This window comes from Thermosynechococcus sp. B3 (assembly GCF_030323045.1).
GTDB lineage: Bacteria > Cyanobacteriota > Cyanobacteriia > Thermosynechococcales > Thermosynechococcaceae > Thermosynechococcus.
Genome location: NZ_CP097584.1, coordinates 1,179,280 through 1,203,188, shown reverse-complemented (window position 1 = coordinate 1,203,188; position 23,909 = coordinate 1,179,280). Strand labels below are relative to the sequence as shown.

The window sequence follows — 23,909 nt, the reverse complement described above, 5'->3', positions numbered from 1 at the left end:
ATGGTACGCCTTTAGACGGAAAATATCAATAGATGCTCAGGGTGGGGGGTATAACTCTCTGCCCTGTTTTGCTTTTTTTGAGAACGCCCTATGCCACGTCGTCGGAAAAAATTTCCCTGCGGCCACCAAGGCTATGGTCAGGTTTGCCACTACTGCGCTCAGTTGATCCAAGCAAAAGCTCTAGAGGTAGCAGAACAGGAACAAGCACGACTGGCACAGGAACAAGCACGCTTGGCACGGCAGGAATGGGAGGCTTCCTTTGCCAACGATGTGGTGGATCTCCAAGGGTTGCCGAAGTGGATTGTCCTCAAAGCCCGCCAAGTGATTGCAGAACTCCTTGCAGGAGCCGACTATCGCCAGTTCAAGGGCAAGCGCCTGAATCACGATCGCCGAATTATTAGTATTCCCCTGAGCTATAACTATCGCCTCATCTGCTATGACACGGGCGATCGCATTGAACCCCGCAGTGTGCTCTCCCACGAAGCCTACAATGTCAAAAAACCTCTCGCTTAGTCTCATGACGGCCAACACGGATCATCCTTGGTATGCAGCGGCACAACTGATTCAACCGGCACTGATTCGCCTGCTTGATCATCTGCGGCGATCGCTAGAAACTTCCCCTTGGCAGGGCACCTATGAAACCGTTGAGATTCCCTGTGGTGAAGCCGAACCACAAATTCTCTACTGGCTGCACTTACGTCAGGGCGATCGCCAAGAGCGGGTGAACCTGTGGGAGCTGTGCTACCAAATTTGTTTTCAGCAGTACACCCCAGAACTGGACTACAACGGCATCCATGACTTTCAGGTGGGGGAGGTGCAAGCTGACCTCAGCCTCTTTGACCCTGCTGGGGAGGTGGACTGGCACAAGCTCGATCAGAAGGCAGCACAGGTGGTTGCCGCCCTATTTGCCGGCTTAGATCCCCCTTAATTTTAAGTTTTTGTAGAAAAATTAACCAAGGCTGCCCCACGGCGACCCGCTGCATGGTATGCTCCAATGCCATAGGGAATCTTTTTACCGAAGCAGCATGGGTTCAAACTATCAAAACCAGCAAAATAGTAATGAGCAGCCTTGGGAGGAGGAAGACTTCGAGGAGGAGATGGAGCAACTCCGCCTTTACGATGATGATGGTCGCTTCCTCGACTGCTACATCGAGTTTCGTCTGAAGGTGCAAGGGGAAACCTATGCGCTGCTGCGGCCAGTGGACTACCCCGTAGAAATTTTTGCGGTCGTGGCCGAAAACGACGAGGAAGAAATCTTGGTGCCCCTAGAGGAGCAGGAAATTGATGCGGTCTTTGATACAGCCCGTGCCATCCTTGAAGAACAAAACCTCACCCTCAAGCGCACTGCACTAACCCTCACCGTAGCGGGTGAACTGCCGGATCTGGATGAAGATGAGATTCTCACGGTTGAGGTGGAAGCCGATGATGACATTGAGGAGTATCAACCTCTGGGCAGTAGCTTCTTTTGCGGTACACGGGAATACAGCGTTTATACGCCCCTGAGTCCCACCCTTTATGTGGCTCGCCTTGTCCCCGGTCAAGAACCTGAACTCCTCTCTCCCCAAGACTTTCAACACCTGCAACCCCTCTTGGAACAGCATTTGGTGAGCCATCTCATTGAAGAGGAGGACTGGGAAGACTAGACCCTACAGATTCTTAGGGTTTGTAGCGTAGGATCGGTAGCCCCCACGATCTCTGCCCCCAGCTCTTGGAGGGTTTGCAAGGTTTCAATCACTGATGCAGTGATCCGTTCGCCGGCGATAACAGCGGGAATTCCCGGTGGGTAGGGGGAGAGGGTCTCAGCGCTAATCTCATTTAAGGCCGCCTTGAGGGGAACCGATGCCTGTGGGCAAAAGTAGGCATCCCGTGGTGAGAGTGCGGGTTCTTGGCGGTTAGGGATTGGTGGGATGGCCAGTGGTGGCAGAGGGGCATGGTAACAGTATTCGGCGCAAACACTTTTTAGGCGATCGGCCAAGATTTCGAGCATTATTTGGCTGGTACCGAGGCCAAGGCAAAAGGTGAGCGATCGCCCGCTGGGAAATTCAGCAATGATCTGCGGTTGCAACAGCTCATCCAGGGCAAACCCCGTCAGACCGATCGGCCAAGTCCCTAGGGTCAATCGCAGCGGATCCTGAGGGATACCTGTGGGCTGCCAGCGCGGTAAAGGCCATTCAGAGGTCTTAACCCACTGGAGAAGTCGCGCGTAGATTTGCTCTCCCTGCTCAGCCATCTGCACCCCCGCCCGCTCAAGGGCTGCCAAAAACCAATAGCTGGGACTGGTGGTTTGCACGAGGTTCAGGGCTTGACTCAAGCGCTCAGGGGACACCCGCTCCCCCTTCAGATGCAGCACTGCCGTTTGGGTTAACGTGCCGAGGGTTTTGTGCCACGACTGCACCACCACATCTGCGCCTGCGGCCAAAGCGGCTACCGGCAAGGCGGGATGATAGGCAAAATGACTGCCGTGGGCTTCATCGACAATGAGGGGCAAACCGTGGTCATGGACGCACTGAGCAATCTCGACCAAGGGTGAGCAAAGGCCTTCATAGGTGGGACTGACAAGCACAACCGCCTTGGTATCGGGATAGGCAGCCAAGCCGGCGGCAACCACATCACGGGTAACGGGCAACGGCAGCCCCCACTGGGGATCAACGGCGACTCCCAAATAGACGGGCTTCGCCCCCGTTAACACCAGTCCCGCAATCACTGAGCGGTGGACATTGCGCCCCACGAGAACGCGATCGCCCGGCCCTACCGTGGCTAGAAGTGCGGCTAAAAGACCACTGGTGGCACCATTCACCAAAAACCAAGCGCGATCGCTCCCCGCCGTCGCCGCTACCGCCGCCTGTGCCTCTGCCAGCACTCCTGTTGGCTGCGCCAAATTATCAAGGCCGGGCAACTCACTTAAATCTTGGGCTAAGGCCATTCCCCAAAGGGCACGCAACAGCGGCTCCATGCCTCGACCCCGTTGATGGCCGGGCGTGTGTAAGGGAATCGTGTGGTTTTGGGCTAAAAGAGCAGCAAGGAGAGAAATCGTCAACTACAATGAATATAAGGGTCTAAGTAATTATACGGATTTAGGGATGTCTATACCGCAAGACGATCGGTTGGAGTATTCACTGCTGTCGGAGCGTGAGCTACAGGTGTTGGAGCTTGTGGCGGCGGGGCTAACCAACCAAGACATTGCCGCCAAACTAGACATCAGCAAGCGTACGGTAGATAACCATATCAGTAATATTCTAATGAAAACAAAATCAGAAAATCGTGTGGCACTTGTGCGCTGGGCTTTAGCCTGGGGTAAAGTTTGCTTGAATGATGTCAATTGTTGTGCCTTACCCACTCCCCCGACCCAGCCCCATGAGTGAACGGGTGTACTACAATCCCCGCCTGTCACTGGCGGTCTATCGTGAGCTGGCTGCCCACTTGCAGTTACTCGATGGGGTTTCTGTGCGGCTGTTGCCCCAAACCTGTTCCCACTTTGACTACGAACTCAGTCAAATTGAAGGCATTGCCGTGGCTGTGCCCCCTACGCTTGACCGAGATGCCCAAGCACGATGTGAGGAGATTCTGGAACACTACGGCCTTCAGCACGGTGGCTGGCAATGTTAAGGACAGACATCCCTAGCGCACTGCTCCCTACGTTAGATTGCCATGGACGCTGAAGAGTTGCTCGCTCGCTATGCCAAGGGCGAAACCAATTTTCAAACTGTGAATCTGGCCGGCGTTCGTCTCGTGGGTGCCGATTTGATTGGTATTGACTTGCGCGGTACCAGTTTACAGGGGGTGCATTTCCAGTTTTGTCATTTTGGTCGTGCTGACTTTAGCTATGCCCTCTTGACGGGCGCCCGCTTGGAGGGATGCAACTTTACCCAAGCAGTTTTTAACGATAGCCATTTTCGTGATGCCCAATGTCATGGTTGCGTTTTTGATCGCGCCAATTTGCAGGGAGCAGATCTCACATTGGCCGTTTTTCGCGACTGCAACTTCCTGAGTAGTGACTTGCGACAGGTGAATTTAAGCCATACGGTTTTGGCTGGCTCCTGTCTGCGCAGTGCTAACTTTCGCAAAGAGAACTATCAGGAGGGGGCAAGTCTGGTGGGTGCAGATCTGCATCAGGTAGATCTCCAAGGAACGAATTTGGCAGGGGCAGATCTATCGCGGGTGAACCTCAAGGGGGCGCATCTTAAAGAGGCCAACCTCAATGGCGCCAACCTGACCCAAGCGAATTTAGAAAATACCAATCTTCAGGGGGCAATTCTCACCCGTGCCATTCTCTATGAGGCGAATCTGGTGGGAAGCAACTTACGGCAGTCGCGGCTGGCTCAAGCAGACCTGCGGGGAGCGATTCTCACGCAAGCGGATTTAAGTCAAGCGATTCTCTCCGAGGCGCGGCTTGATGATGCCCAAGCTCAAGGGGTGAACTTGCGGGAAGCGGTTTTGAATAAGGCGGATTTGCGGCGTACGGATCTCACCGGGGCGGATTTGCAAGAAGCTCGCCTCATTGATGCCTACCTAGCCCGCACGAATCTCAAGGGTGCCAATTTACGTCAAGCCAACCTAATGCGTGCTGATCTCAGTAGTGCCCTGTTGCTGGAGGCTTGCTTGGAGCAGGCATTAATGCCCGATGGCAGTGTCTTTATCTAAAGCACTTGCTATAGTACAACAGAGACGCAGTTTCCCTGAGGGGTATGGCAGAGTTTGCAGCGGCACTGGCACCGGAGCTAACGATTCAGTGGGTGAATGCGATCGCCAGCGTTCCCCAAGACCAGTGGGATGCTCTTGCGTTGCCCCTAGAAACCCCCTTCTTTGAATGGGAATGGCTGCACCAAATTGAAGCCTCTGGCAGTGCAACGCTGCAAACCGGTTGGCTCCCCCATCATCTCTTGGTTTGGCGCGATCGCCAAGGTCAGCGGGAACTGGTCGCTGCCGCTCCCCTCTATGTCAAAGGCCACAGTCAAGGGGAATTTGTCTTTGATCACCAATGGGCAGAGCTGGCGGCGCGGTTGGGCATTCGCTATTATCCGAAGCTGCTGGGGATGGCGCCCTTTACGCCGGCGGTGGGCTATCGCTTTCTCATGGCCGAGGGGGTGGATGAGGTCAGAATGACCAAAGTGATGCTCCATGAAATTGATCGCCTCTGCCAGCGCCACCGCTTTTCCAGTTGTCACTTTCTCTACGTCGATCCCCAATGGCAGCCCGCTGTCGAAGCCTACGGTTATCGTGCGTGGCTCCACCACAGTTACATCTGGCAAAATCGCAACTATCAGACCTTCGACGACTATCTCGCGGACTTCAATGCCAATCAACGCCGCAACATCAAGCGCGAACGCAAGGCCGTGGCTCAAGCGGATCTCACGTTTCGGGTTCATCGGGGGGATGAGGTCAGCCGCAGCCTATTGCGCCAAATGTACGATTTCTATGCCGATACCTGCGACAAATTTGGCTGGTGGGGCAGCAAGTATCTAACACGGCAGTTTTTTGAAGCCCTCAGCGATCGCTATCGCCATCGAGTCGTTCTTTTTGCTGCCTATCCTAGGAGTGGCGCGCAGCGTCCCATTGCCATGTCCTTTTGTATTACCAAGGGAGCCAATCTCTACGGTCGCTATTGGGGCAGTGCCCAGGAGATTGATTGCCTGCACTTCAATGCCTGTTACTACGAACCCATTGAATGGGCGATCGCCAACGGCATTCAGCGCTTTGATCCCGGTGCTGGCGGACGCCATAAAAAACGGCGAGGCTTTCCGGCCACTCCCAACTACAGCCTGCACCGCTTCTATGAACCCCGTTTAGCGCAAATTTTTGACCACTACATTGCCCAGATCAATGATGAGGAGCAACGGCTCATTGACACGATGAATGCCGATCTACCCATGAAATCCCTCTAGGACTGGGAGAGCGTCACCAACTCTGGAGAGGCAGGGGTCTCTTGGAGATGGGCTAATTCCGCAACAAAATCACTAATCCCTTGGAACTGACGATAGACCGAGGCAAAACGGACATAGGCCACTTCGCTAAGATGACGCAGCCGCTGGAGTGCCGCTTCCCCCAATTCGGCGCTAGTGACTTCGCGGCGCGATCGCAACTGCAAATCCGCCTCAATATCATCTACGAGGGCTTCAATTTTTTGTTGGGGAATGTTGGTTTTGCCACAGGCGGTCATGATCCCCCGTAGCAATTTGGAGCGATCAAAGGACTCGCGATCGCCATTGCGTTTAATGACCGTAATGGGAACGTACTCAATCCGCTCATAGGTGGTGAAGCGACGGCTACATTGGAGGCACTCTCGACGCCGCCGAATACTTTGCCCCCCCTCTGCCGATCGAGACTCTAGAACCCGACTATCCGTATGGTGGCAATAGGGACACTGCATAGGGATCCCCGCTTATTTAGGCACCTGAGAGTATCATAGCCGATTCTTTCGAGCGATTAACATTCGCAAGGGCTGCGACAGCGTTTGTTAGGCTAGGGGTATCCATCGGGTATCCTGCCATGACCGATCCAAACCCCCAAAAGAAACGTAATCAACCCACGATCATTAACGTCGAGCCAGAAAATTTACTGCTCATTGTTGCCCTTGGTCTTTTCATTCCCTTAGTGATTGTGGGCTTTTTTGTGCACTAGGCTGAAAAAAACCAACCGCCTTGCCGTTATCGTTCTGCAAATAGTTTCGTTGCAACGACCCCTCAATGGCCGCAAAAAAGCCTAGGAGACCCTAGGGATTGACTATAAAAAATGTTAATGAATTGTAAAGATAAGAGCAAAGGACGAGTCTAATCAATAAAAAAGCAGCAAGAAATTAAAGAAAAATTTAGAACATTCCCTAAGATAGTGTAGCCTAAGTAACCCCTTTTCCCCGAAGCGCGTGGTAGGTTTTGAATGAAGCCAAAATTTTTCTAATTTTTCTATTTTTCCTTTAGCAAAGCAAGCGCTAAGTAATTATGCTGCACCTATCCATTTCCCAGGTTTATTACCTACGGCGTCTACTGCGCCAATATGAACCAATGCTCAAGCCTGTGATTGCTGAAGGGGCAGCACAGGTGGCTACGGCAGAAGTGGATCTGGGCGCTGTACTGGAGAGTCTTTATCCCGAGGCTGAGGAGTTGGCAACCGCCACCGAACAGTTGAGTCGGCTGATTCTTCTGCACCAGAAAAAAGAGCTGCTGTCTGCTGAGCAATATGAGGCGATTACCCAGCAGATTTTCTGGATTTTGGGACTAAAATACCTCTCACCAGAGGTGGGGCAACAATCAGTTACTGCTTAGGCCCTTAGGTTAGAAAATACAAAAATCTGCGGGGTTGGCAAGGAAAATGTCGCAAGAGGCTCCAAAGGGAAGGGGTCTTTCTAGTGCCATTGGCTGGTTCCAGCTGTTATTTCCCAAACGCCAAAGCTAGGATAGGATCATGGAGCACAATTCCTCCTTTTTATTTCCTCAATTTGGTCATCCAATCATGGGTGGGCAGGCGGGCTATGGTTTTGATTTTCCAGCAAGCGCGGATCCCTATGAGCTGCTGCGGAGTGTTTGTGCCCGTTTACCTCTGCTGATCCTGTTCTATGACAATGAAGGGCAGATTTACTCCATTAACCAAGAGGTGACGACCCAGTTGGGCTGGGATACGGGGGACTTGCTCTCGCGGGATTTTTTGAGCCAGTGTTTTCCCGATCCAGAGACCCAGCGGCAAGTTCGTTATTGGATGGTTCATACTCCTAGCGGTTGGCAAGAAGTGCCTATCCATGGGGCGGATGGCCAAGTCCTAGAGATGATCTGGGCCTTTGTGCGCTTTCCCAATGGGGCAGGGTTGATCTGCGGCTACAACATCACCGATATAAAGTTGACCCAAGCAGCGTTGCTGGAAACCAGCGATCGCTATGCACTGCTCACCCGTGGCATCAATGATGGCATCTGGGACTGGAATCTGACGACCAATGAGACATTTTATTCCTCGCGCTGGAAAAGTATTCTCGGCTATCAGGATCACGAAATTGGCAACCACATTGACGATTGGCTCAAGCGGATACACCCCCAAGATGTCGAGCGGGTCAAATTGAATTTAATGCTCCATGTGCGCGGCCAACTCCCCCATTTCCACCAAGAGTTTCGCATTCAACATTGCAATGGCTCTTATCGCTGGGCGTTGGCACGGGGGCTGGTTTTGCGGGATGCCTACGGGAATGCCACGCGGGTTGCGGGTTCTCTGACCGATTTGACGGAACATCGCCTTGCCGAGGCACAGTTGCTCCATGATGCCCTCCATGACTCGCTGACGGGGCTAGCCAATCGCACGCTGCTTTTTGATCGCATTGAACAAGCGGCTCGCCATGGTCGGCGTCGTCCCGACTACAAGTTTGCCATTTTGTTCATTGACATTGATCGGTTCAAGGTCATTAACGACAGCCTTGGCCACACTTGTGGTGACTTGATTTTGATTGAGTTGGCCAATCGCCTCAGCCGCATTGTCCGCCCTGATGACACGGTTGCTCGCATTGGCAGCGATGAGTTTGTGATTTTGCTGGATGATATTCGTGACAACAACGATGCTTTGGGGGTGTGCGATCGCATTCGCTGTGAACTCGATAAACCCTTTATGGTCAAAGATCAACCAATTACGCTGCGGGTGAGTATCGGCGTGGCCACGCGATCGCCCCACATTGAAAAAGCAGAAAACTACTTGCGCAATGCCGATATTGCCATGTATCGTGCCAAGTTGGCGGGGGGCAATCGCTATCAAGTCTTTAGTGAAGAAATGCATTTGATGGCGCGCGATCGCCTTTCTCTTGAAGTCGGCTTGCGCCAAGCTATTGAGCGGGATGAATTTACCCTCTTTTATCAGCCCATCTATCGTCTTAGTGATAATCGTCTCTACGGTTTTGAAGCCCTGATTCGCTGGCAACATCCCACCCAAGGTTTATTACTGCCCGATCGCTTCATTCCCCTTGCTGAGGAAACGGGACTCATTTTGCCTATTGGCGATTGGGTGATCTGGCGGGCTTGCCGCGATCTTCAGCACTGGCACGAGCAATTTCCCCAGTGTCAGTTGTCTGTGAATGTGAATTTATCGAATCGGCAACTGATGCACCCTGCCCTAGCCGAACAGGTGTTGGCGGCCCTGGAACAGACCCAGATTCCCCCCCATTGCCTGCACCTCGAAATGACCGAAAGTGTAGGCATTGATCAGCCCGATCAGGTGCGCGACATCTTACTTAAACTCAAGGCTCAAGACATCAAGCTCAGCCTCGATGACTTTGGCACGGGTTATTCTTCCCTGTGCTACTTGACCAATCTTCCCATTGACATCCTCAAAATAGATCGCAGCTTTGTGAAGCTGATCACTGAAACCGAGCAAAAACCCCTTGTGATTGATGCCATTGTCAGCCTTGCCAAGGGATTGGAACTCGAAGTGATTGCTGAAGGGGTGGAGCATCCCTATCAAGTGACGCGACTGCGGGAACTGGGCTGTGACTATGCCCAGGGCTATTATTTCTCGCAACCCCTGAGTATTGAGCAGGTGGATGCCCTGTTGGCGCAGATTCATGCTACTTAGAAACACCATTTCTTGGAGACCCTAAGCATCTAGTGATGGGCTTCTGAACTGACGCGGTACATCAAGTAGGTGCTGATGGCAATAATCAGAATTGCGGTGGCCAGATATAGTAAGTCAAGGGGCGTTTTGACATTGAAGGCAATCAGTTGCTTAAAGAAAGTCACCACCAGAGCCATGACGATTGTTTTTAGCAGTTTATCCTTAAGCTGATCTAAACTTTGAGCCTGCATCAGGGAAACATCAGTGGCGCGATCGCGAGCCAGACCCGCATCAATTTTAGAAATAAACAGTTCATAGATACCGAGGGCAAACAGCAACAAAATAATGCCAATTAAATACAAATCAATACCCGTGATGATGTAGCCAAGGGTTTTGATATAAATTGTGGAATCCCCATAATTGCGAAATTGGATGCCCAGCCCTAAAAGAATTTCATGACTGCCGAGAATAAATAGAGCAAAGGTACTGAGTAGGCTAAAAATGACGGGAATAATGACAAAAAGACGGAAATACCAGAGAAAAGGCTCAACAAGCCTCTCCAGTTGGGATAATCTTCGCATTACCAAGATCACCAAAAGCTCCTAACATCCTAGCAGAGGCACTCGCCAATCAAAGAAGGTGGGAAATGTTAGGGGAGCAATAGCTAGGGGTTAGTAGTTGAAGATTACTAGCAGAGGAGTAGGAGCCTATTGGGATAATTCTTTAATCAAGAGGTTGCCCATTTCGCGACAGCCCACCAGCGTACAGCCCTCAGCCATTAAATCGCCAGTGCGGTAGCCTTGATCTAAAACAGCAGTAATCGCTTCTTCGATCGCTTGCGCTGCTGCTGGTTGGTTGAGGCGATAACGCAGCATCATGGCCGCACTGAGCACCATTGCCAAGGGATTCGCTTTGTCTTGGCCGGCAATGTCGGGCGCCGAGCCATGAACCGGTTCAAACAGACCCGGCCCGGATTCCCCTAGGCTAGCGGAGGGGAGCATACCAATACTGCCGGTGAGCATGGCAGCAATATCGGAGAGAATATCGCCAAATAGGTTACTGGTGACAATCGTGTCAAACTGTTTCGGGGCGCGCACCAGTTGCATTGCGGCATTGTCCACATAGAGGTGGGTGAGTTCCACATCGGGATATTCAGCGCTAAGCGCAGTCAGGCGATCGCGCCACAGTTGGGAAACTTCAAGGACATTGGCTTTATCCACGGAGCAGAGTTTGCCCTGCCGTTTGCGAGCCGTTTCAAAGGCCACGCGGCCAATGCGGTCAATTTCCGTGGCGGTGTAGGCCATCGTATTCACCCCCCGCTGCTCACCCGTTTCCGTGGTGAAAATACCGCGCGGTTGACCAAAGTAAATGCCGCCAGTCAGTTCGCGCACCACCATGAGATCCACGCCGGCAATCACTTCCGGCTTGAGGGACGAGGCATGGAGCAGTTGCGGAAAAATCTTGGCGGGGCGTAAGTTAGCAAATAAACCCAGACCAGCGCGAAGGGCAAGTAATCCCGTCTCCGGGCGCAGATGACGGGGTAAGCTATCCCACTGCGTTCCGCCAATGGCGGCTAAAAGCACGGCATCACTTTGCCGACAGGTTTCCAGCGTTGCTGCTGGCAAGGGTTCCCCCACAGCATCAATGGCAGAGCCGCCCACAAGGGCAGGAATAAAGTCAAAGGCCAATTCAAAGCGAGGGGCGATCGCCTGTAACACATCGAGGGCAACAGCCGTAATTTCTGGACCAATACCATCCCCGGCCAAAACAGCAATGCGATACGTGGTTGCCATGCCTGTCTCAAAATCACCGATCTTCTAATCTACACCAGCAGCGGTCTTCCCTTGAGGCTATTCCGAGAGATAGCCATCCGGCAAAATCGCCTCGCTCATATCCACAGCACTGAGATCAACGCCATTGAGGCTGGCACCGGTAAGAATCGCTTCAATGAGATTGGCTCCCCGCAGATCGGCACCACTGAGATTGGCTCCCATTAAATTCGCCCCAATGAGAATGGCAGAGCTGAGATTGGCGCCCCGCAACAGTGCTTGGGCAAGGCTCACTCCCCGTAAATCGGCACCCACAAGGTTGGCTTTGTCCAAACAGGCATGGCGCAAGTTGGCTTCTTTGAAGGCCACTTCCCGCAGATAAGCTTCCTCAAGGTGAGCACGGCGCAGATTGGCTCCAATCAGGACGGCTCGCTCTAAATTGGCTTGGTACAAATTGGTGGCACTGAGATTGGCACCGCGTAAATTGGCCTGCACCAGTTGACTTTCTCGCAAGACGGCATCTGCCAAATCAGCGCCCCGCAGGTAGGCTTCCGTTAAGTTGGCACGGGTGAGGTTGGCACGTTCTAGCTCAGCAAGGGTGAGATCCGTGAGCGTCAGGTTGGCATCCCGCAAAATGGCTTCACTCAGTTGGGCACCGGTGAGGTTGGCTTCACTGAGGTCGGCATTGGCAAGGTTGGCACGGCTGAGATCCGCCCCCGTTAGGTTGGCCTTGCGCAACGACACCCAGCGCAGATCGGCGCTAATTAAAATCACACCCCGCAGATCCGCCCCCCGCAAATCCGCCTGACTGAGATTGACGCCCGTAAGAATGGCTCCCCGCAAATCAGCCCCTTGCAGGTTGGTACTTTGTAGGGCAGCATCGGTGAGATCGGCACGGGAAAGGTCAATGCCCGTCAAAATATACCGACTCAGGTTAGCGCGGCGCAAGCGTACCCCCGCAAAGTCGCGATCGCCCACGCTATATTGTTTCAGTAGAGCATCTGGTTCCACAGTAATTCAGTCACGTCCTTCAGTAGCAAATCTGCGTCTAGTTTTAGGGTTCCCCCAGTTTTGGCTGAACCTACGGTGGTGAGAGGGGTTTTAGGCGGATTCGAGCGATGTAGTGGGTAAACCGATTATCCCGCACCTGACTGGTGATGCCTAGAGCAGCAAAGGGTTGGAGCGATCGCGCCACTTCAGGTGCTAGTTCAGGCAAGAGCAAGTTATTTTGCAGTGACCCAAGGTGACTCAAATTCAGGTAGAACTGCGTGTCCTTGGGCTGGGGCAGCACCGCACGATAGAGGGGAGAGTCGGCAAGGGAGCGCTCAGGGCGGGTACTCATATCCGTCAAAGGGCCGAGTCCCAAAAAGAGGGTCTGGTCATTCAGCCAACCATGCTGCCCCACCGGCAAACCTGGGGGAATACGCCAAGTGGTGATCGGTTGCGGTTCTGTTGCCGTTTGTTGTACTTGCCACCGCAGGCGATCGCGAATTTGGCTATCGAGCTGGCTCAGGGTTTGACTGGCTTGGGGGCGATCACTGGTCTGACTGAGAAAGAGCAAACTAGGGGCATTGCCTAGGGCGGGAACGGGCACAAAGGCAGCAGCAAATTCGCCATCCATCCAAGGCACAAAGGCCTGTTGCCAATCAAGGCCAGTGAGATCTTTAACCGTGCTGGCGATCGTCTCTTTCACTGAGGCGGGGGTATTCTGCCATAAATTCTTAAAGGAGCCTGTACCGTAAAAAGCAAGGGTCGTTTCAGGCACAAGACGACTAAGTTCACGGCTTTGACCTTCACTGACCAAGGCTTGATTCTGCTCAGGGCGCCAAGTCACCGCCTCCAATTCGATTTGCTCAGGGGTCATGTCTGCGGTGAGCACCATCCCTTGCAGTTCCCGCGGGGGTTCAGGCAGACTTCCTTCAGGGGCGGCCATCTGACTGGCTAAAAAGGCGGGTAGGTTCAAATAGAGTTCCACCAAAGGGCGATGATCCGATAACCCTTTCACTGCCTGTTGATAGGTGGGCTGGCTGCCAATGCCGTTGTTGGCTTGGGCGGTGGCAATGACTTGTTGCAGGGCGCTCTGGTGCTGACTCCAAATGATGTAGGCCTGATTCTCATGCGCAACAAGGGCGATCGCACCGCTATCGGGGTCAGGGAGAATCCCCTTGGCCTTGAAGATTTTCACGCCGTTGATTTCTGTGATCGGCTCGCCAATGACGCTTTGCAGCAGTTGCTCCCCCATCGGTACATTTAGGGTCGGCACAATCCAAACGTGGGGCGGCACCGGCGATTCTCTGACGGACTCTGGGGTAATGGGCAACAAGACCACTGTGGCTTGGTCACCAATAAAGGGGCGCACATCCTTGAGGTAATCCAGTTGCGCTAGATTCACCCCCTCTGGCGAGAGCGGATCATAGCTGGGGTTCAACCAGGGTTGGGCTTGTAACAGGCCACTTTTGGCAAGGGCTTCCCAAGGCTTGGGATCCGTGGGTAAGGTGAGGGTCAATAGGGCACTATTGGGGGCGATCGCCATTCCGGGCGCGATCGGACGTTGACTAAACCGTTGCCACAGGAAGACCCCCGCAGCGGCGGCTGCCCCGACAATAACCACGGCAACACCACCCACTAGCCAAGGGCGGAACCGACGGGGAGACTGAACTGAAGGCTGAGATTCCGTGGTCATCACAACTCTCCAACGGGATGGTAAAGTGTGGTGCGCTGACATGGGGTTCGCCCTAAGGAGCAAATTGCGGCCACCAGATCTGCTGGACTAACGCCCGTGCCCCCCTGCGCTCCAGCCACTGAGGTAATGTGTTCTTCCATCAGCGTTCCCCCCAAATCATTACAGCCCCAATTCAGTGCCATTGTCGCACCCTCAAGGCCAAGTTTGACCCAACTGGGTTGATGGTTGGCAATCCACTGCCCCAAAAAGAGCCGCGCCACTGCCGTTAGCACCAATGTCGGTAATAACTGCGGTTGGTGGTGTCCTACCCATTGTCGCATTGCCTTGGGGGCAAGTTCCCCCACATAGGGCAGCAGAATAAACTCGGTAATTCGCGCGGGATAGTCGTGTTCTAAGGCCTTTTGCTGAAGTTGCTGTAGGTGTTGTAGGTGAGCCACCTGATCCGCTGGCGTTTCAATGTGGCCGCAGAGCATTGTGCTGGTTGTCCATACCCCGAAACGATGGGCGGTTTCAACAATCTCTAGCCATGTCGCGGTGTTTATTTTCTCAGGACAGATTTTTGAGCGCACCCGATCCACCAACACCTCCGCAGCGGTACCGGGCATGGAGTCCACCCCAGTCTGATGCAGAACATCAATCACTTGGGCATAGGAGAGGCCATCCTCGCGGGCAATGAATTGAATTTCTTGGGGCGAAAAGGCGTGGAGATGGATTTCAGGAAAGGCCGTTTTAATGTCCCGCACGAGGGATTGGTAATAGCGCAAACTGGAGCCACATTCTTTAGCGGCTGGATTGAGTCCCCCCTGCATACAGATTTCTGTCGCCCCTTGGGCAACTGCATCAGCCACTTTGCTCAGGATCGTGTCAATGTCGAGCCAGTAGGCATCGGCAGCGGTGGCATCGCGACGAAAGGCACAAAAGCCACAGTGTTGCTCGCAGATATTCGTGAAGTTGATGTTGCGGTTGATCACATAGGTGACGGTGTCGCCTACCTGTTGTTGGCGCAGGCGATCGCTCGCGGTTTGTAGTGCCCTGAGGAGGGGGGGCAATGGTCCTTGAGGATCACTGCTTGCGGCTAAGGGAAGAGCGGCTGTCAAAAGGGTGAGGGCTTGTTGGGCAGAAATGCCATTGTTGGCAAGAGCCGCCTCTAGCTCAGCGATCGCCCCTATGGTCTGCATCGAATCTACTCCACCTTTAGGAAATTAGGTCACTCTTCCTTTAGCTTAAGCACAGCCCTTTTCTAAAATATGGGAGACGTGGAAGGGGGAATGGCAATGGCAGCAGAAGCGGTGGGCATGGTGCAGGTCTTGGGGTACCCGGCAGCCCTTGCTGTGGCCGATACCTTGGTCAAAGCGGCTCAGGTTACCCTTGTCAGTTGTGAGGGAATTGGTGCGGGCTATTGGACAGTGGTGATTCGGGGAACGGTGGCGGACGTGAATGCAGCAGTTCGAGCAGCGCGATCGCTCAGTGGCCATGAGGTCATTTCCCATCAGATTATTGCCCGTCCCGATGGCAATCTCGAACAGGTTTTACCGATTGTAGTCCCGCAGCAGCCAGCCGAGGATTTTCTACTTTAAGGTGTTTTGAATGGGCGGCTGAGGTAGGAGCCGTCGCACTGACCGTACTAGGCTATCAATGGCGGTAGCTGGAATAAAGTGAGCCGCATTATGCTTTGTTTGAAAACAACCTGGGGCAGCCTCTAGATCCCCTTCAGCACCAATCCATTCCCAAAACTGAGGAAAAGCGGTTTGAATGTCCGCTAAATCAATCGTCATTTTGTGGGTTTTGTCCCACAGAAAGAGTTCAATGTTGCTATTCACCGTATGGCAATCGTCCAAACACACCTCTAAGGGGTCAGCATTGGCTGGCAAGTTGAGCAAGATGCCCTCGCGGTATGCTTTCATCATCCAGATGCCATAGCGCTGGCGGTAGCTGCGGGCAACACTGAGGTCATCCCGCTGCAGGTGAACGTAGTAGGCGCGATCGCCATAGGTTTGATCGAGTCGTCCCAAAAACTAAGAAAGGGGATTATCCAAATTCAATGTGGCGATCGGGGTAGGCCAAACGTGCCTCACCGAGCAGGAATGTCCGCGACTCATGGGCACTGCTGAAATTGGTGATGAAGGTGCAAGCTTTGGCAAACGTGACCGAACCGCAGCGACCGGTACAGAGGACAAAAACGTTCATAACGCTAGCGAGATCCTTGCAGTTGCTTCACTTGCTCAGGGGTGAGAATTGTCAGCATTTCGACGCGGGTATCCTGCATCACCTTCGAGAGTTGTGTCTTTTGATCAGGGCGCAACGAAACGGCGTCCATGGCTTCACCGGTAGATTTCCCCTGTTTGATGGCATTGCGAAAGATGCGCTGCTGGTCGCGATCAAGGATCTTGAGGATGCGATCGTTGGTGCGCAGGGTGAGGCGCAGTACGGCCTGTTTTTGCTCAACACTGAGATTGAGTTTTTTCATTTGCTCAGCGGTCAATAGGCCGCCACTGGTTTGAGCCACGACTTGGGGTGGAATGACTGTGCCACTGATGCCAATAATCAAGGCGATCGCCACCATGAATCGCTGTACCTTCCTGTTCATCTCTACCACCTCACTACAGTCGTTACCCCCATTCTAGGCTGTCCAAGCGGGATGATTGAGCAGGGCGTTGATCACCTGTACGCCCCGCAGTTGATTGGTCAGGGGTAAATGTCCGCGCGGGGCACTCAAGTCCCAGATAAATTCATTCGGATAGCGCGGCCACCGCTTGCCCTGCCGCCAGCCAATTTTCTCCCACAGCCGATCCCAGTTTTGACCGCAGCCTAGCCACAGTTGCCGTTGCACCGAATAGCCAAAGCGACCCAAGGAAAAGGCGAGCCACAATTGATCAATGGTTTGTAAATCCACAATCGGGAATTGCTCCACCTCCGTAAAGTAGAGCCAGCGGCGTTTTTGTGCCAAAGGACCCGCCAGTTCACAGAGCTTTTGGCTGGTTAGGCGATCGGCGGCTTCAAATTTTTCGGCCACCAGGAGTTCAGCCAGTTCCTGATAGTCCACCCCGCGATCGGAGCGCAGCGGGATCACCCCTTGGGGATAGTGTTGTTGCAAAAAGGCTTGCACAGAGGCTTCTGGGCTGTGGAATAGGAGACGATAGGCCTGACCGCGGATCCAAGGGGCGGGTGGGGGGGAAAAGGTGGCACTGTCTTTGAGGAATTCCTGCAAGAGGTGATAGCCTTCACTGCCTGCCGTACTCAGGGTGCTCATGGCGGCCAGTTGGGATTTTTCGTTGCCGTTGTACAACTGCTCCCGTAAATCGGCTAAGGCTGGTTCTGTGGTGACCATGCGCCCGGTGACTCCTCCCCATGCAACTCTAAAATGCGTTGGACGATCGCCGTTGTCGAACTGGGAACCTCTACTTGAATGAGTTCAATGCGACCACCATAGCGCTGCACAGCCGCCGCTTCCGGTAGGGTCTCCAGTTGGTAATCGCCCCCCTTGACGTAGATCTCCGGTTGGAGAACCTCGATCAGGCTCGTGGCAGTGCGATCGCTAAATAGCACCACCGCATCTACTGATCGTAAACTAGCAAGCACCTCTGCCCGCTGCTGTTCGGGAATAATTGGCCGTTTTGGCTTTAGAGTTGCCACGGAGCGATCGCTATTCAAGCCCACCACCAAGCGTTTGCCTAGGGCACGGGCTGCTGCCAGATAGCGGACATGACCCGCATGGATCAGGTCAAAACAGCCATTGGTAAACACCAAAGGGCGCCAGTCTTGGGGCGCAACATTGATGGTAGCCACAAGGGCTTCAAGGGTGTAAAGGTTCAGGGGACTTCTCCTAAGAACACTAACTGAGCGTGCCACGAAATAGCCCTTGGGGACGTACTAAAAGCACCGCCATCATGATCACTAGGGCAACGGCCAGCTTGTATTCAGAAGGAATCATCAGGGTACTCATCTCCTGAGCCACGCCAATAATCAGGGCGCCAGCGATCGCCCCATAGGGATTGCCAATGCCACCGAGAATTACACTGGCAAACAGGGGCAAGATCAAAAACCAGCCCATCGTTGGCCGCACAGCGGTAATCAGGCCATAGAGACCCCCGGCCACCCCCGTGAGCACCCCCGCCAAGAGCCAAGTACACAGCACCACCCACTCGACATCAATCCCCGAAACCCGCGCCAAGTCGAGATCATCGGCTACGGCTCGCATAGCTTTGCCCACCTTGGTGCGTTGCAGGATCAAATGCACAGTGGCGATCGCCACCACCGCCAAAATCATGACAATCACCTTCGAGTAAATAATTTTCACGCCCCAAAAATCAAGGGCAGGCATCACTGGCAGCCGATAGGTTTGGTTTTCACTGCCCCAGATGAGAATCACGGCATTGCGCAGCAGAAATGAAAGACCAATGGAAATAATAATCAGAGTTGTTGAGGTTGCGCGGCGATCGCGCATCGGCTGCCACAGGAGCTTCTCACTCAGGAGCATCAACCCTGCCGTTCCCAAGCCACCGATCGCCATTGAGAGCCAAATATCCAGTCCTGTTGCATTAGCCACCAGCGTTAGGTAGGCTCCCGCCGTCATAAAGTCGCCGTGGGCAAAATTGGGCAGGCGCAAAATCCCAAATGTGAGCGTCAAACCCACTGCTGCGAGGGCAATAATACTGCCCACCGCCAATCCGTTAACAAAGAGTTGAATCAGTTGAATATCCATGAACGATTGCGACTAAAATTTGAGAAAACGTGAAAGGGGCAGCACCTGCTCATAGAATAGCGATCAGTGGGGTGTTTAGACGAGAGCCTTTTCTCTCACTGGAAAAAGTGAGTTCTATCTCGAAAGCTTCAAGCCAAACCCAAGATTATATCTTGATTTATACTGCCAAAATGTAGCGACAATAACAAATAATAGTACGGATTCCCGAAGTTTCAGGTAGGGATTTACCCCCTTGGTCTTTTTCAGTGAGATTGCGTACCGTTGAGGCAGCCATGCTGCTGAGTCAATCGCGCGATTAGCATCAAGGCAGCGGTGACCAACCGTATTGTTCGAGGAGGCTTGTATGCGCATTGCTCAAATCGCTCCCCTGTGGGAACGGGTACCGCCGCCAGCCTACGGGGGTGTGGAGTTGGTGGTGAGTCTGCTCACAGAAGAGTTAGTCAAGCGAGGGCACGAGGTCACGCTGTTTGCCAGTGGCGATTCCATTACCCAAGCCAAATTGGTTTCTACCTATCCCCACGCCATTCGCCTCGATCCCAATGTGCAGGAATATGCCGTCTATGAAGCTCTGCAACTGGGAGAAGTCTTTAGTCGTGCCAATGAATTTGATGTCATCCATTCCCATGTGGGCTATACGGCTTTACCCTACGCCAGTCTGGTGAAAACACCCGTTGTTCACACGCTCCATGGTCGCTTTACGACGGATAATGAGCGCATTTTCAGCCAATATCGCAACCAAAACTATGTCAGTATTTCCTATTCCCAGCGGCAACTACGGGATTTGAACTACATTGCCACGGTCTATAACGCCATTGCCGTGGAAACCCATCACTTCTATTCCCAGCCCAGCGATCCACCCTATTTGGCCTTCTTGGGACGGCTCTCCCCGGAAAAAGGCCCTCACCATGCCATTGAAATTGCTAAGCGAGTGGGCATCCCCCTGCGGATGGCCGGCAAAGTGGATCGGGTCGATCGCGACTACTTCAAGGAATTGATTGAACCCCACATTGATGGTGAATTGATCCAATTTATCGGCGAAGCAGATCATCCAACCAAGAATGCTCTCCTAGGTGGAGCGATCGCCATGCTCTTTCCGATTACGTGGCAGGAACCCTTTGGCCTAGTGATGATTGAGTCCATGGCAGCCGGTACGCCAGTGGTAGCGATCGCCAAGGGGGCAGCGCCTGAAGTGATTGAGCACGGCAAAACCGGTTTTCTGTGTCACTCCGTTGACGAATGTGTGGCGGCTGTTGCCCAAGTGCCGCAACTGGATCGCATGGCCTGTCGAGACTATGTTTGGCAGCGGTTCAGTGTTGAACGGATGGTGAGCGAGTATGAAGCAGTCTATGATACCGTTCTCGCCGACACCTTTGTCCATAATGGACATCGTAGGGGGACGATTGAACTGCTGGCCAGTTAGGTGTATCCCTGAACCCTGTGCAAAAGTGTTTCTTTGACCGTTATTCAAAAGGTGTATTTATGCAAGCATTATCAACCCGTACAGCAAAAAATACACTTCCTCGGGCGTTTGCCATGCCCCAACCGCAGGTGCCTGCCCGTCAACCCATTGCCTTGATTTCTGTGCATGGGGATCCCGCCGCTGATGTCGGCCATGAATCCGCTGGCGGCCAAAATATCTATGTACGGCAATTGGGGGAAGCCCTCGCGGCAGCCGGGTGGCACGTGGATATGTTTACCCGCAAAATCCATCCCGATGACCCCGATGTCATTGAACATAGCCCCCACTGTCGCACCATTCGCCTCGAGGCAGGCCCTCTGACCTATATTCCGCGTGAGAAACTCTTTGAGACCTTGCCGAAGTTTGTCGAAGCCTTCAAGGCTTACCATGCCAAATATGGCTATCCCCTGATCCACACCAATTACTGGCTCTCTGGCTGGGTGGGTTGGCAGTTGCGTCAGGAGTTGAATTTCCAATGGCTGCACACCTACCATTCCTTGGGGGTTGTCAAATATCAAGTGGCTTCCGAGCAAGCCCAACGGGATGAAACCCGCCTCATGGTGGAAAAAGCCATCCTTGAAAATGCCGACTGTGTGATTGTGACTAGCCCCCAAGAGGAAGCCTACCTACGGCGTTGGGTCTCCAAGGCAGGGCAAACACGTCTGATTCCCTGTGGCACGAATTTGCATCTCTTTTACCCCGTGGCCGATGCCCGTGCCCAACTGAATTTGCCTGCCGATGAGCCGATTGTGCTCTATGTGGGTCGCTTTGATCGCCGCAAAGGGATTGAAACGCTGGTGGCAGCGATGGCTCAAGTGCCCCAAGGGCGGTTACTGCTTGTGGGGGGGAGTGATCCGCAGCGCAGTGATGGTGCCGAACGGCGGCGCATTGAAGGATTAGTGCAGGAGTACAACTTGGGCGATCGCGTGACCTTTGTCGGGCAAATTGACCATGAGCGCTTGGCGGTTTACTACAGTGCTGCCAATGTCTGCGTTGTGCCCAGCTACTATGAACCCTTTGGCTTGGTGGCCATTGAAGCGATGGCCTGTGGCACGCCGGTGATTGCCTCTGCGGTTGGGGGCCTGCAATTCACGGTGATTCCCGAGGAAACAGGGCTACTGGTGCCGCCTCAGGATGCCACCGCCTTGGCCAAGGCCATTCAGCGTATCTTGGCTAATCCAGCTTGGGCGCGTACCCTTGGGGAAAATGGCCGCGAGCGGGTGCAAGCCCTCTTCAACTGGGAAGCGATCGCCCTCCAGATGGGGCAACTGTACCGGCAACTCTTTGCTGCCTCCCTCATGGGGAATTCACCGCGCTTAGAGACGGTTAAGAACACAGCCTCACTGACAACTGTGACCAAGGCGGCCTTAGCCTCCTAAGCTTCTTAATGACGTAGCAGAGTGGTTGAGGACAAGATTAAGCAGCATTCCTGTGTGGAGGGATCATCTCTATCTCGCCGCTCTGCCCAATCACTGATTGCCCTTGCTGTGAACAATTTGTTAAATTCTAGGGGGTTGTTTATCATTTTGTATCATTTCTAACATCCAATGGTGCGGTGGCGATCGCTTTTTCCCCTATGGCCTGATGTCATTCTGGCGGCACTGATTCTAGGTCCTTTGTTTGCGCCTTTCTTGGCCGCTAGTCATTTTCTTTTCTTGCCTAAAATTGCCCACATTATCTACACGATGGGCAATCATGTATGTCCGCAGCCAGAAATGGGCTTGATGCTCGCTCCCCCTTGGAAAATGGCGGTGTGTATGCGCTGCTATGGCACCCTTCTGGGGGTTCTCCTCACCCGTTGGTGGATTGAGCGTTCCACCACTGCCCGCGAGTGGTACTGGCTGCCGCAGTATGGTCTGGGGGGCTTTTTAGTGGCGGTGTTGTTAATGCTGTTTTATCCCCTTGAGTGGGCACTGCAACACTATGGCGTCTGGGGCTATTCCAATTGGATTGTCTTTCCCTTTGGGGCGATCGCGGGACTGGGCTTGGGATTACTGATCATGCCCCTGTTATATCCCAAACAGCGCCTTGCTACCTCCCGCTAGGGAGCAAACACCGAAATTTTGGTAGCCTCCGATACAAAAATTAACTGGGGCAACTTTCTACCATAGATTGTCGCTGCGGTGCGCCCAATACAGAAGGAGTAACCTATACATGGCAACGCCCCAAGAAATCTTGAATTTGATCAACAGCAAGTACGAGCTAATCGACTTGAAATTTATTGACATGCCCGGCACGTGGCAACACCTGACGGTTCACAAGAGCCAAATTGACGAAAGTTCATTTACCGAGGGTGTGCCCTTCGACGGCTCCAGTATTCGCGGTTGGAAAGCGATCAACGAATCCGACATGGTGATGGTGCCGGATCCGGATACGGCGTGGGAAGACCCCTTCATGAAAGAACCCACCCTGAGCATGATTTGCACCATCAAAGATCCACGCACCGGAGAACTCTACGATCGCTGCCCGCGCTCCATTGCCACCCGTGCCATTGAGTACCTAAAAGCCACCGGCATTGGCGATACGGCCTACTTTGGCCCCGAAGCCGAGTTCTTTGTTTTCGATGACGTTCGCTACGACCAAAACCAAAAGTCTGGCTACTACTACGTTGATAGTATTGAAGGTCTTTGGAACACTGGCCGTGAAGAAGAAGGGGGCAACCTCGGCTACAAAATCCGTGGCAAAGAGGGCTACTTCCCCGTTGCGCCCACAGATACGCTGCAAGACCTGCGCACAGAAATGCTCTTGACGATGGCCAAGTGCGGTGTACCCATTGAAAAACATCACCACGAAGTGGCCACAGGAGGTCAGTGCGAGTTGGGTTTCCGCTTTGGCACTCTCATTCAAGCTGCCGACTGGCTGATGACCTATAAGTACTGCGTCAAGAACGTTGCCCGCAAGCACGGTAAAGTGGCAACCTTTATGCCCAAGCCCGTCTTCAACGACAACGGTTCGGGGATGCACACTCACCAGTCGATTTGGAAAGATGGTCAACCGCTGTTTTGGGGTGAGGGCTACGCCAATTTGAGCCAAATTGCACTTTGGTATATTGGGGGTCTTCTCAAACACGCCCCAGCGCTGTTGGCCTTTACCAACCCGACAACGAACTCCTACAAACGACTGGTTCCCGGCTTTGAAGCCCCCGTGAACCTTGCCTATTCCCAAGGCAACCGCTCTGCCTCTGTGCGGATTCCTCTCACTGGTGCCAATCCCAAAGCGAAGCGCCTAGAGTTTCGTTGCCCCGATGCCACCAGTAACCCCTACCTTGCCTTTGCGGCGATGCTGTGTGCGGGCATTGATGGCATCAAGAATCAAATTGATCCGGGTAGCCCCTTGGATGTTGATATCTATGACCTCAGCCCCGAAGAACTGGCCAAAATTCCCTCCACCCCCGGTTCACTGATGGCGGCTCTGGAAAACCTGCAAAAGGATCATAGCTTCCTCACAGCGGGCGGTGTCTTTAGCGAAGACTTTATCCTCAACTGGATTCAGTACAAGCTGGACACAGAAGTGATTCCCATGTCCCTGCGTCCTCACCCCTATGAATTCACCCTCTACTTTGATGCCTAGGGCAGTGAATCCCTAGAGCCTTGCATTTAGGGATATAGCACTTAGAGGCACTCATCAAGGGTTGCCTCTTTTATTTTTGCTGCCGATTCTTCTCTGACAGCGGTTTTGAGTGTGCCCGTAGTTGCCTAGGGCTGGAATTTCTGATAAGTTGGAGTGTTATTGAAAATTAACCTTCCCATTTTTGGGTGCAATGGCTGGGAAATGTCTTCC

At 53.3% G+C, this 23,909-nt stretch carries 28 protein-coding genes; 15 read left to right on the top strand and 13 right to left on the bottom strand.

Annotated features, from left to right (window positions below; all coding sequences use genetic code 11):
- Window positions 1-90: 90 nt before the first annotated feature.
- The 3 genes from M0646_RS06125 (at window position 91) to M0646_RS06115 (ending at window position 1,643) form a co-directional block, all read left to right on the top strand.
- Window positions 91-513 (top strand): hypothetical protein, encoded by a 423-nt coding sequence (locus tag M0646_RS06125; RefSeq protein ID WP_286627060.1) that lies wholly within the window; start codon window positions 91-93, stop codon window positions 511-513.
- Between the two features lie 4 nt (window positions 514-517).
- The gene (locus M0646_RS06120) at window positions 518-928 is read left to right on the top strand and encodes a hypothetical protein (protein WP_286627058.1); all 411 of its coding nucleotides are present in this window, start codon (window positions 518-520) and stop codon (window positions 926-928) included.
- Window positions 929-1,025: 97 nt separating this feature from the next.
- The gene (locus M0646_RS06115) at window positions 1,026-1,643 is read left to right on the top strand and encodes a DUF3727 domain-containing protein (RefSeq protein ID WP_149819098.1); all 618 of its coding nucleotides are present in this window, start codon (window positions 1,026-1,028) and stop codon (window positions 1,641-1,643) included.
- Here M0646_RS06115 and M0646_RS06110 read toward each other — a convergent pair.
- Window positions 1,640-3,037: an aminotransferase class I/II-fold pyridoxal phosphate-dependent enzyme gene (locus M0646_RS06110; protein ID WP_190278264.1), complete on the bottom strand. Its 1,398-nt coding sequence runs from the start codon at window positions 3,035-3,037 to the stop codon at window positions 1,640-1,642. The genes M0646_RS06115 and M0646_RS06110 overlap by 4 nt on opposite strands.
- A gap of 43 nt (window positions 3,038-3,080) precedes the next feature.
- On the opposite strand from M0646_RS06110, the gene M0646_RS06105 reads away from it, so the two are divergent.
- Genes M0646_RS06105 through M0646_RS06090 form a run of 4 tightly spaced genes read left to right on the top strand, consistent with a single transcriptional unit; the run spans window position 3,081 to window position 5,882 of the window.
- Window positions 3,081-3,362 carry a helix-turn-helix transcriptional regulator gene (locus tag M0646_RS06105; protein ID WP_011057702.1) on the top strand — a complete coding sequence of 94 codons (282 nt, stop codon included), beginning with the start codon at window positions 3,081-3,083 and terminating at the stop codon, window positions 3,360-3,362.
- Window positions 3,355-3,606 (top strand): hypothetical protein, encoded by a 252-nt coding sequence (locus M0646_RS06100; RefSeq protein WP_286649965.1) that lies wholly within the window; start codon window positions 3,355-3,357, stop codon window positions 3,604-3,606. Before M0646_RS06105 ends, M0646_RS06100 begins: the two co-directional genes overlap by 8 nt.
- Before the next feature lie 42 nt (window positions 3,607-3,648).
- Complete coding sequence (locus tag M0646_RS06095) at window positions 3,649-4,641, top strand: pentapeptide repeat-containing protein (RefSeq protein WP_286649964.1); 993 nt, start codon at window positions 3,649-3,651, stop codon at window positions 4,639-4,641.
- Window positions 4,642-4,685: 44 nt separating this feature from the next.
- On the top strand, window positions 4,686-5,882 hold the full coding sequence (locus tag M0646_RS06090) for a GNAT family N-acetyltransferase (protein WP_149819092.1): 1,197 nt from the start codon (window positions 4,686-4,688) through the stop codon (window positions 5,880-5,882).
- Here M0646_RS06090 and nrdR read toward each other — a convergent pair.
- On the bottom strand, window positions 5,879-6,367 hold the full coding sequence (gene nrdR / locus M0646_RS06085; protein WP_149819090.1) for a transcriptional regulator NrdR: 489 nt from the start codon (window positions 6,365-6,367) through the stop codon (window positions 5,879-5,881). The genes M0646_RS06090 and nrdR overlap by 4 nt on opposite strands.
- Before the next feature lie 119 nt (window positions 6,368-6,486).
- Between nrdR and M0646_RS06080 the strand changes: the two genes are divergently transcribed.
- From M0646_RS06080 to M0646_RS06070, 3 genes are all read left to right on the top strand, one after another.
- Window positions 6,487-6,618: a hypothetical protein gene (locus M0646_RS06080; RefSeq protein WP_286627052.1), complete on the top strand. Its 132-nt coding sequence runs from the start codon at window positions 6,487-6,489 to the stop codon at window positions 6,616-6,618.
- 317 nt (window positions 6,619-6,935) lie between these two features.
- Window positions 6,936-7,259, top strand: coding sequence for a hypothetical protein (locus tag M0646_RS06075; RefSeq protein ID WP_286627050.1), 324 nt, complete (start codon window positions 6,936-6,938; stop codon window positions 7,257-7,259).
- Window positions 7,260-7,398: 139 nt separating this feature from the next.
- Window positions 7,399-9,537: a bifunctional diguanylate cyclase/phosphodiesterase gene (locus tag M0646_RS06070; RefSeq protein WP_286627049.1), complete on the top strand. Its 2,139-nt coding sequence runs from the start codon at window positions 7,399-7,401 to the stop codon at window positions 9,535-9,537.
- A 29-nt stretch (window positions 9,538-9,566) separates the two neighbouring features.
- Here M0646_RS06070 and M0646_RS06065 read toward each other — a convergent pair whose 3' ends face one another.
- From M0646_RS06065 to cofH, 5 genes are all read right to left on the bottom strand, one after another.
- The gene (locus tag M0646_RS06065) at window positions 9,567-10,097 is read right to left on the bottom strand and encodes a YqhA family protein (protein WP_149819084.1); all 531 of its coding nucleotides are present in this window, start codon (window positions 10,095-10,097) and stop codon (window positions 9,567-9,569) included.
- 126 nt (window positions 10,098-10,223) lie between these two features.
- Window positions 10,224-11,309 (bottom strand): 3-isopropylmalate dehydrogenase, encoded by a 1,086-nt coding sequence (gene leuB / locus M0646_RS06060; protein WP_149819081.1) that lies wholly within the window; start codon window positions 11,307-11,309, stop codon window positions 10,224-10,226.
- Between the two features lie 57 nt (window positions 11,310-11,366).
- Window positions 11,367-12,296 (bottom strand): pentapeptide repeat-containing protein, encoded by a 930-nt coding sequence (locus M0646_RS06055; protein WP_149819079.1) that lies wholly within the window; start codon window positions 12,294-12,296, stop codon window positions 11,367-11,369.
- A gap of 70 nt (window positions 12,297-12,366) precedes the next feature.
- Entirely contained in the window at window positions 12,367-13,968 is a 1,602-nt protein-coding gene (locus tag M0646_RS06050) for a DUF3352 domain-containing protein (protein WP_286627046.1), read from the bottom strand.
- A complete protein-coding gene (cofH, locus tag M0646_RS06045) occupies window positions 13,968-15,146 on the bottom strand; it encodes a 7,8-didemethyl-8-hydroxy-5-deazariboflavin synthase subunit CofH (protein ID WP_286627045.1) in 1,179 nt (392 codons plus the stop codon). The genes M0646_RS06050 and cofH overlap by 1 nt, the downstream gene beginning before the upstream one ends.
- A 69-nt stretch (window positions 15,147-15,215) precedes the next feature.
- On the opposite strand from cofH, the gene M0646_RS06040 reads away from it, so the two are divergent.
- Window positions 15,216-15,545 (top strand): carbon dioxide-concentrating mechanism protein CcmK, encoded by a 330-nt coding sequence (locus M0646_RS06040; RefSeq protein WP_286627044.1) that lies wholly within the window; start codon window positions 15,216-15,218, stop codon window positions 15,543-15,545.
- Here M0646_RS06040 and M0646_RS06035 read toward each other — a convergent pair.
- Genes M0646_RS06035 through M0646_RS06010 form a run of 6 tightly spaced genes read right to left on the bottom strand, consistent with a single transcriptional unit; the run spans window position 15,537 to window position 18,670 of the window.
- The gene (locus tag M0646_RS06035) at window positions 15,537-15,980 is read right to left on the bottom strand and encodes a hypothetical protein (protein WP_286627042.1); all 444 of its coding nucleotides are present in this window, start codon (window positions 15,978-15,980) and stop codon (window positions 15,537-15,539) included. The two genes, M0646_RS06040 and M0646_RS06035, sit on opposite strands and share 9 nt — an antisense overlap.
- A gap of 16 nt (window positions 15,981-15,996) precedes the next feature.
- Window positions 15,997-16,155 (bottom strand): hypothetical protein, encoded by a 159-nt coding sequence (locus M0646_RS06030; protein WP_190278260.1) that lies wholly within the window; start codon window positions 16,153-16,155, stop codon window positions 15,997-15,999.
- Window positions 16,156-16,159: 4 nt separating this feature from the next.
- A complete protein-coding gene (locus tag M0646_RS06025; protein ID WP_286627041.1) occupies window positions 16,160-16,555 on the bottom strand; it encodes a Spy/CpxP family protein refolding chaperone in 396 nt (131 codons plus the stop codon).
- Between the two features lie 33 nt (window positions 16,556-16,588).
- Window positions 16,589-17,296: a GUN4 domain-containing protein gene (locus tag M0646_RS06020; protein WP_286627040.1), complete on the bottom strand. Its 708-nt coding sequence runs from the start codon at window positions 17,294-17,296 to the stop codon at window positions 16,589-16,591.
- Window positions 17,272-17,817, bottom strand: a complete 546-nt coding sequence (rfaE2, locus tag M0646_RS06015) for a D-glycero-beta-D-manno-heptose 1-phosphate adenylyltransferase (protein ID WP_286627039.1) — start codon at window positions 17,815-17,817, stop codon at window positions 17,272-17,274. Before rfaE2 ends, M0646_RS06020 begins: the two co-directional genes overlap by 25 nt.
- Window positions 17,801-18,670, bottom strand: a complete 870-nt coding sequence (locus M0646_RS06010; RefSeq protein WP_149819065.1) for a branched-chain amino acid ABC transporter permease — start codon at window positions 18,668-18,670, stop codon at window positions 17,801-17,803. The genes rfaE2 and M0646_RS06010 overlap by 17 nt, the downstream gene beginning before the upstream one ends.
- 343 nt (window positions 18,671-19,013) lie before the next feature.
- Here M0646_RS06010 and M0646_RS06005 point away from each other — a divergent pair, with 343 nt between their 5' ends.
- From M0646_RS06005 to glnA, 4 genes are all read left to right on the top strand, one after another.
- Entirely contained in the window at window positions 19,014-20,090 is a 1,077-nt protein-coding gene (locus tag M0646_RS06005; RefSeq protein WP_286627037.1) for a glycosyltransferase family 4 protein, read from the top strand.
- Window positions 20,091-20,149: 59 nt separating this feature from the next.
- Entirely contained in the window at window positions 20,150-21,508 is a 1,359-nt protein-coding gene (locus tag M0646_RS06000) for a glycosyltransferase family 1 protein (protein WP_149819061.1), read from the top strand.
- Window positions 21,509-21,676: 168 nt separating this feature from the next.
- A complete protein-coding gene (locus M0646_RS05995; protein ID WP_149819059.1) occupies window positions 21,677-22,174 on the top strand; it encodes a DUF2085 domain-containing protein in 498 nt (165 codons plus the stop codon).
- Between the two features lie 109 nt (window positions 22,175-22,283).
- Window positions 22,284-23,699 carry a type I glutamate--ammonia ligase gene (gene glnA / locus M0646_RS05990; protein WP_286627034.1) on the top strand — a complete coding sequence of 472 codons (1,416 nt, stop codon included), beginning with the start codon at window positions 22,284-22,286 and terminating at the stop codon, window positions 23,697-23,699.
- Window positions 23,700-23,909: the final 210 nt, after the last annotated feature.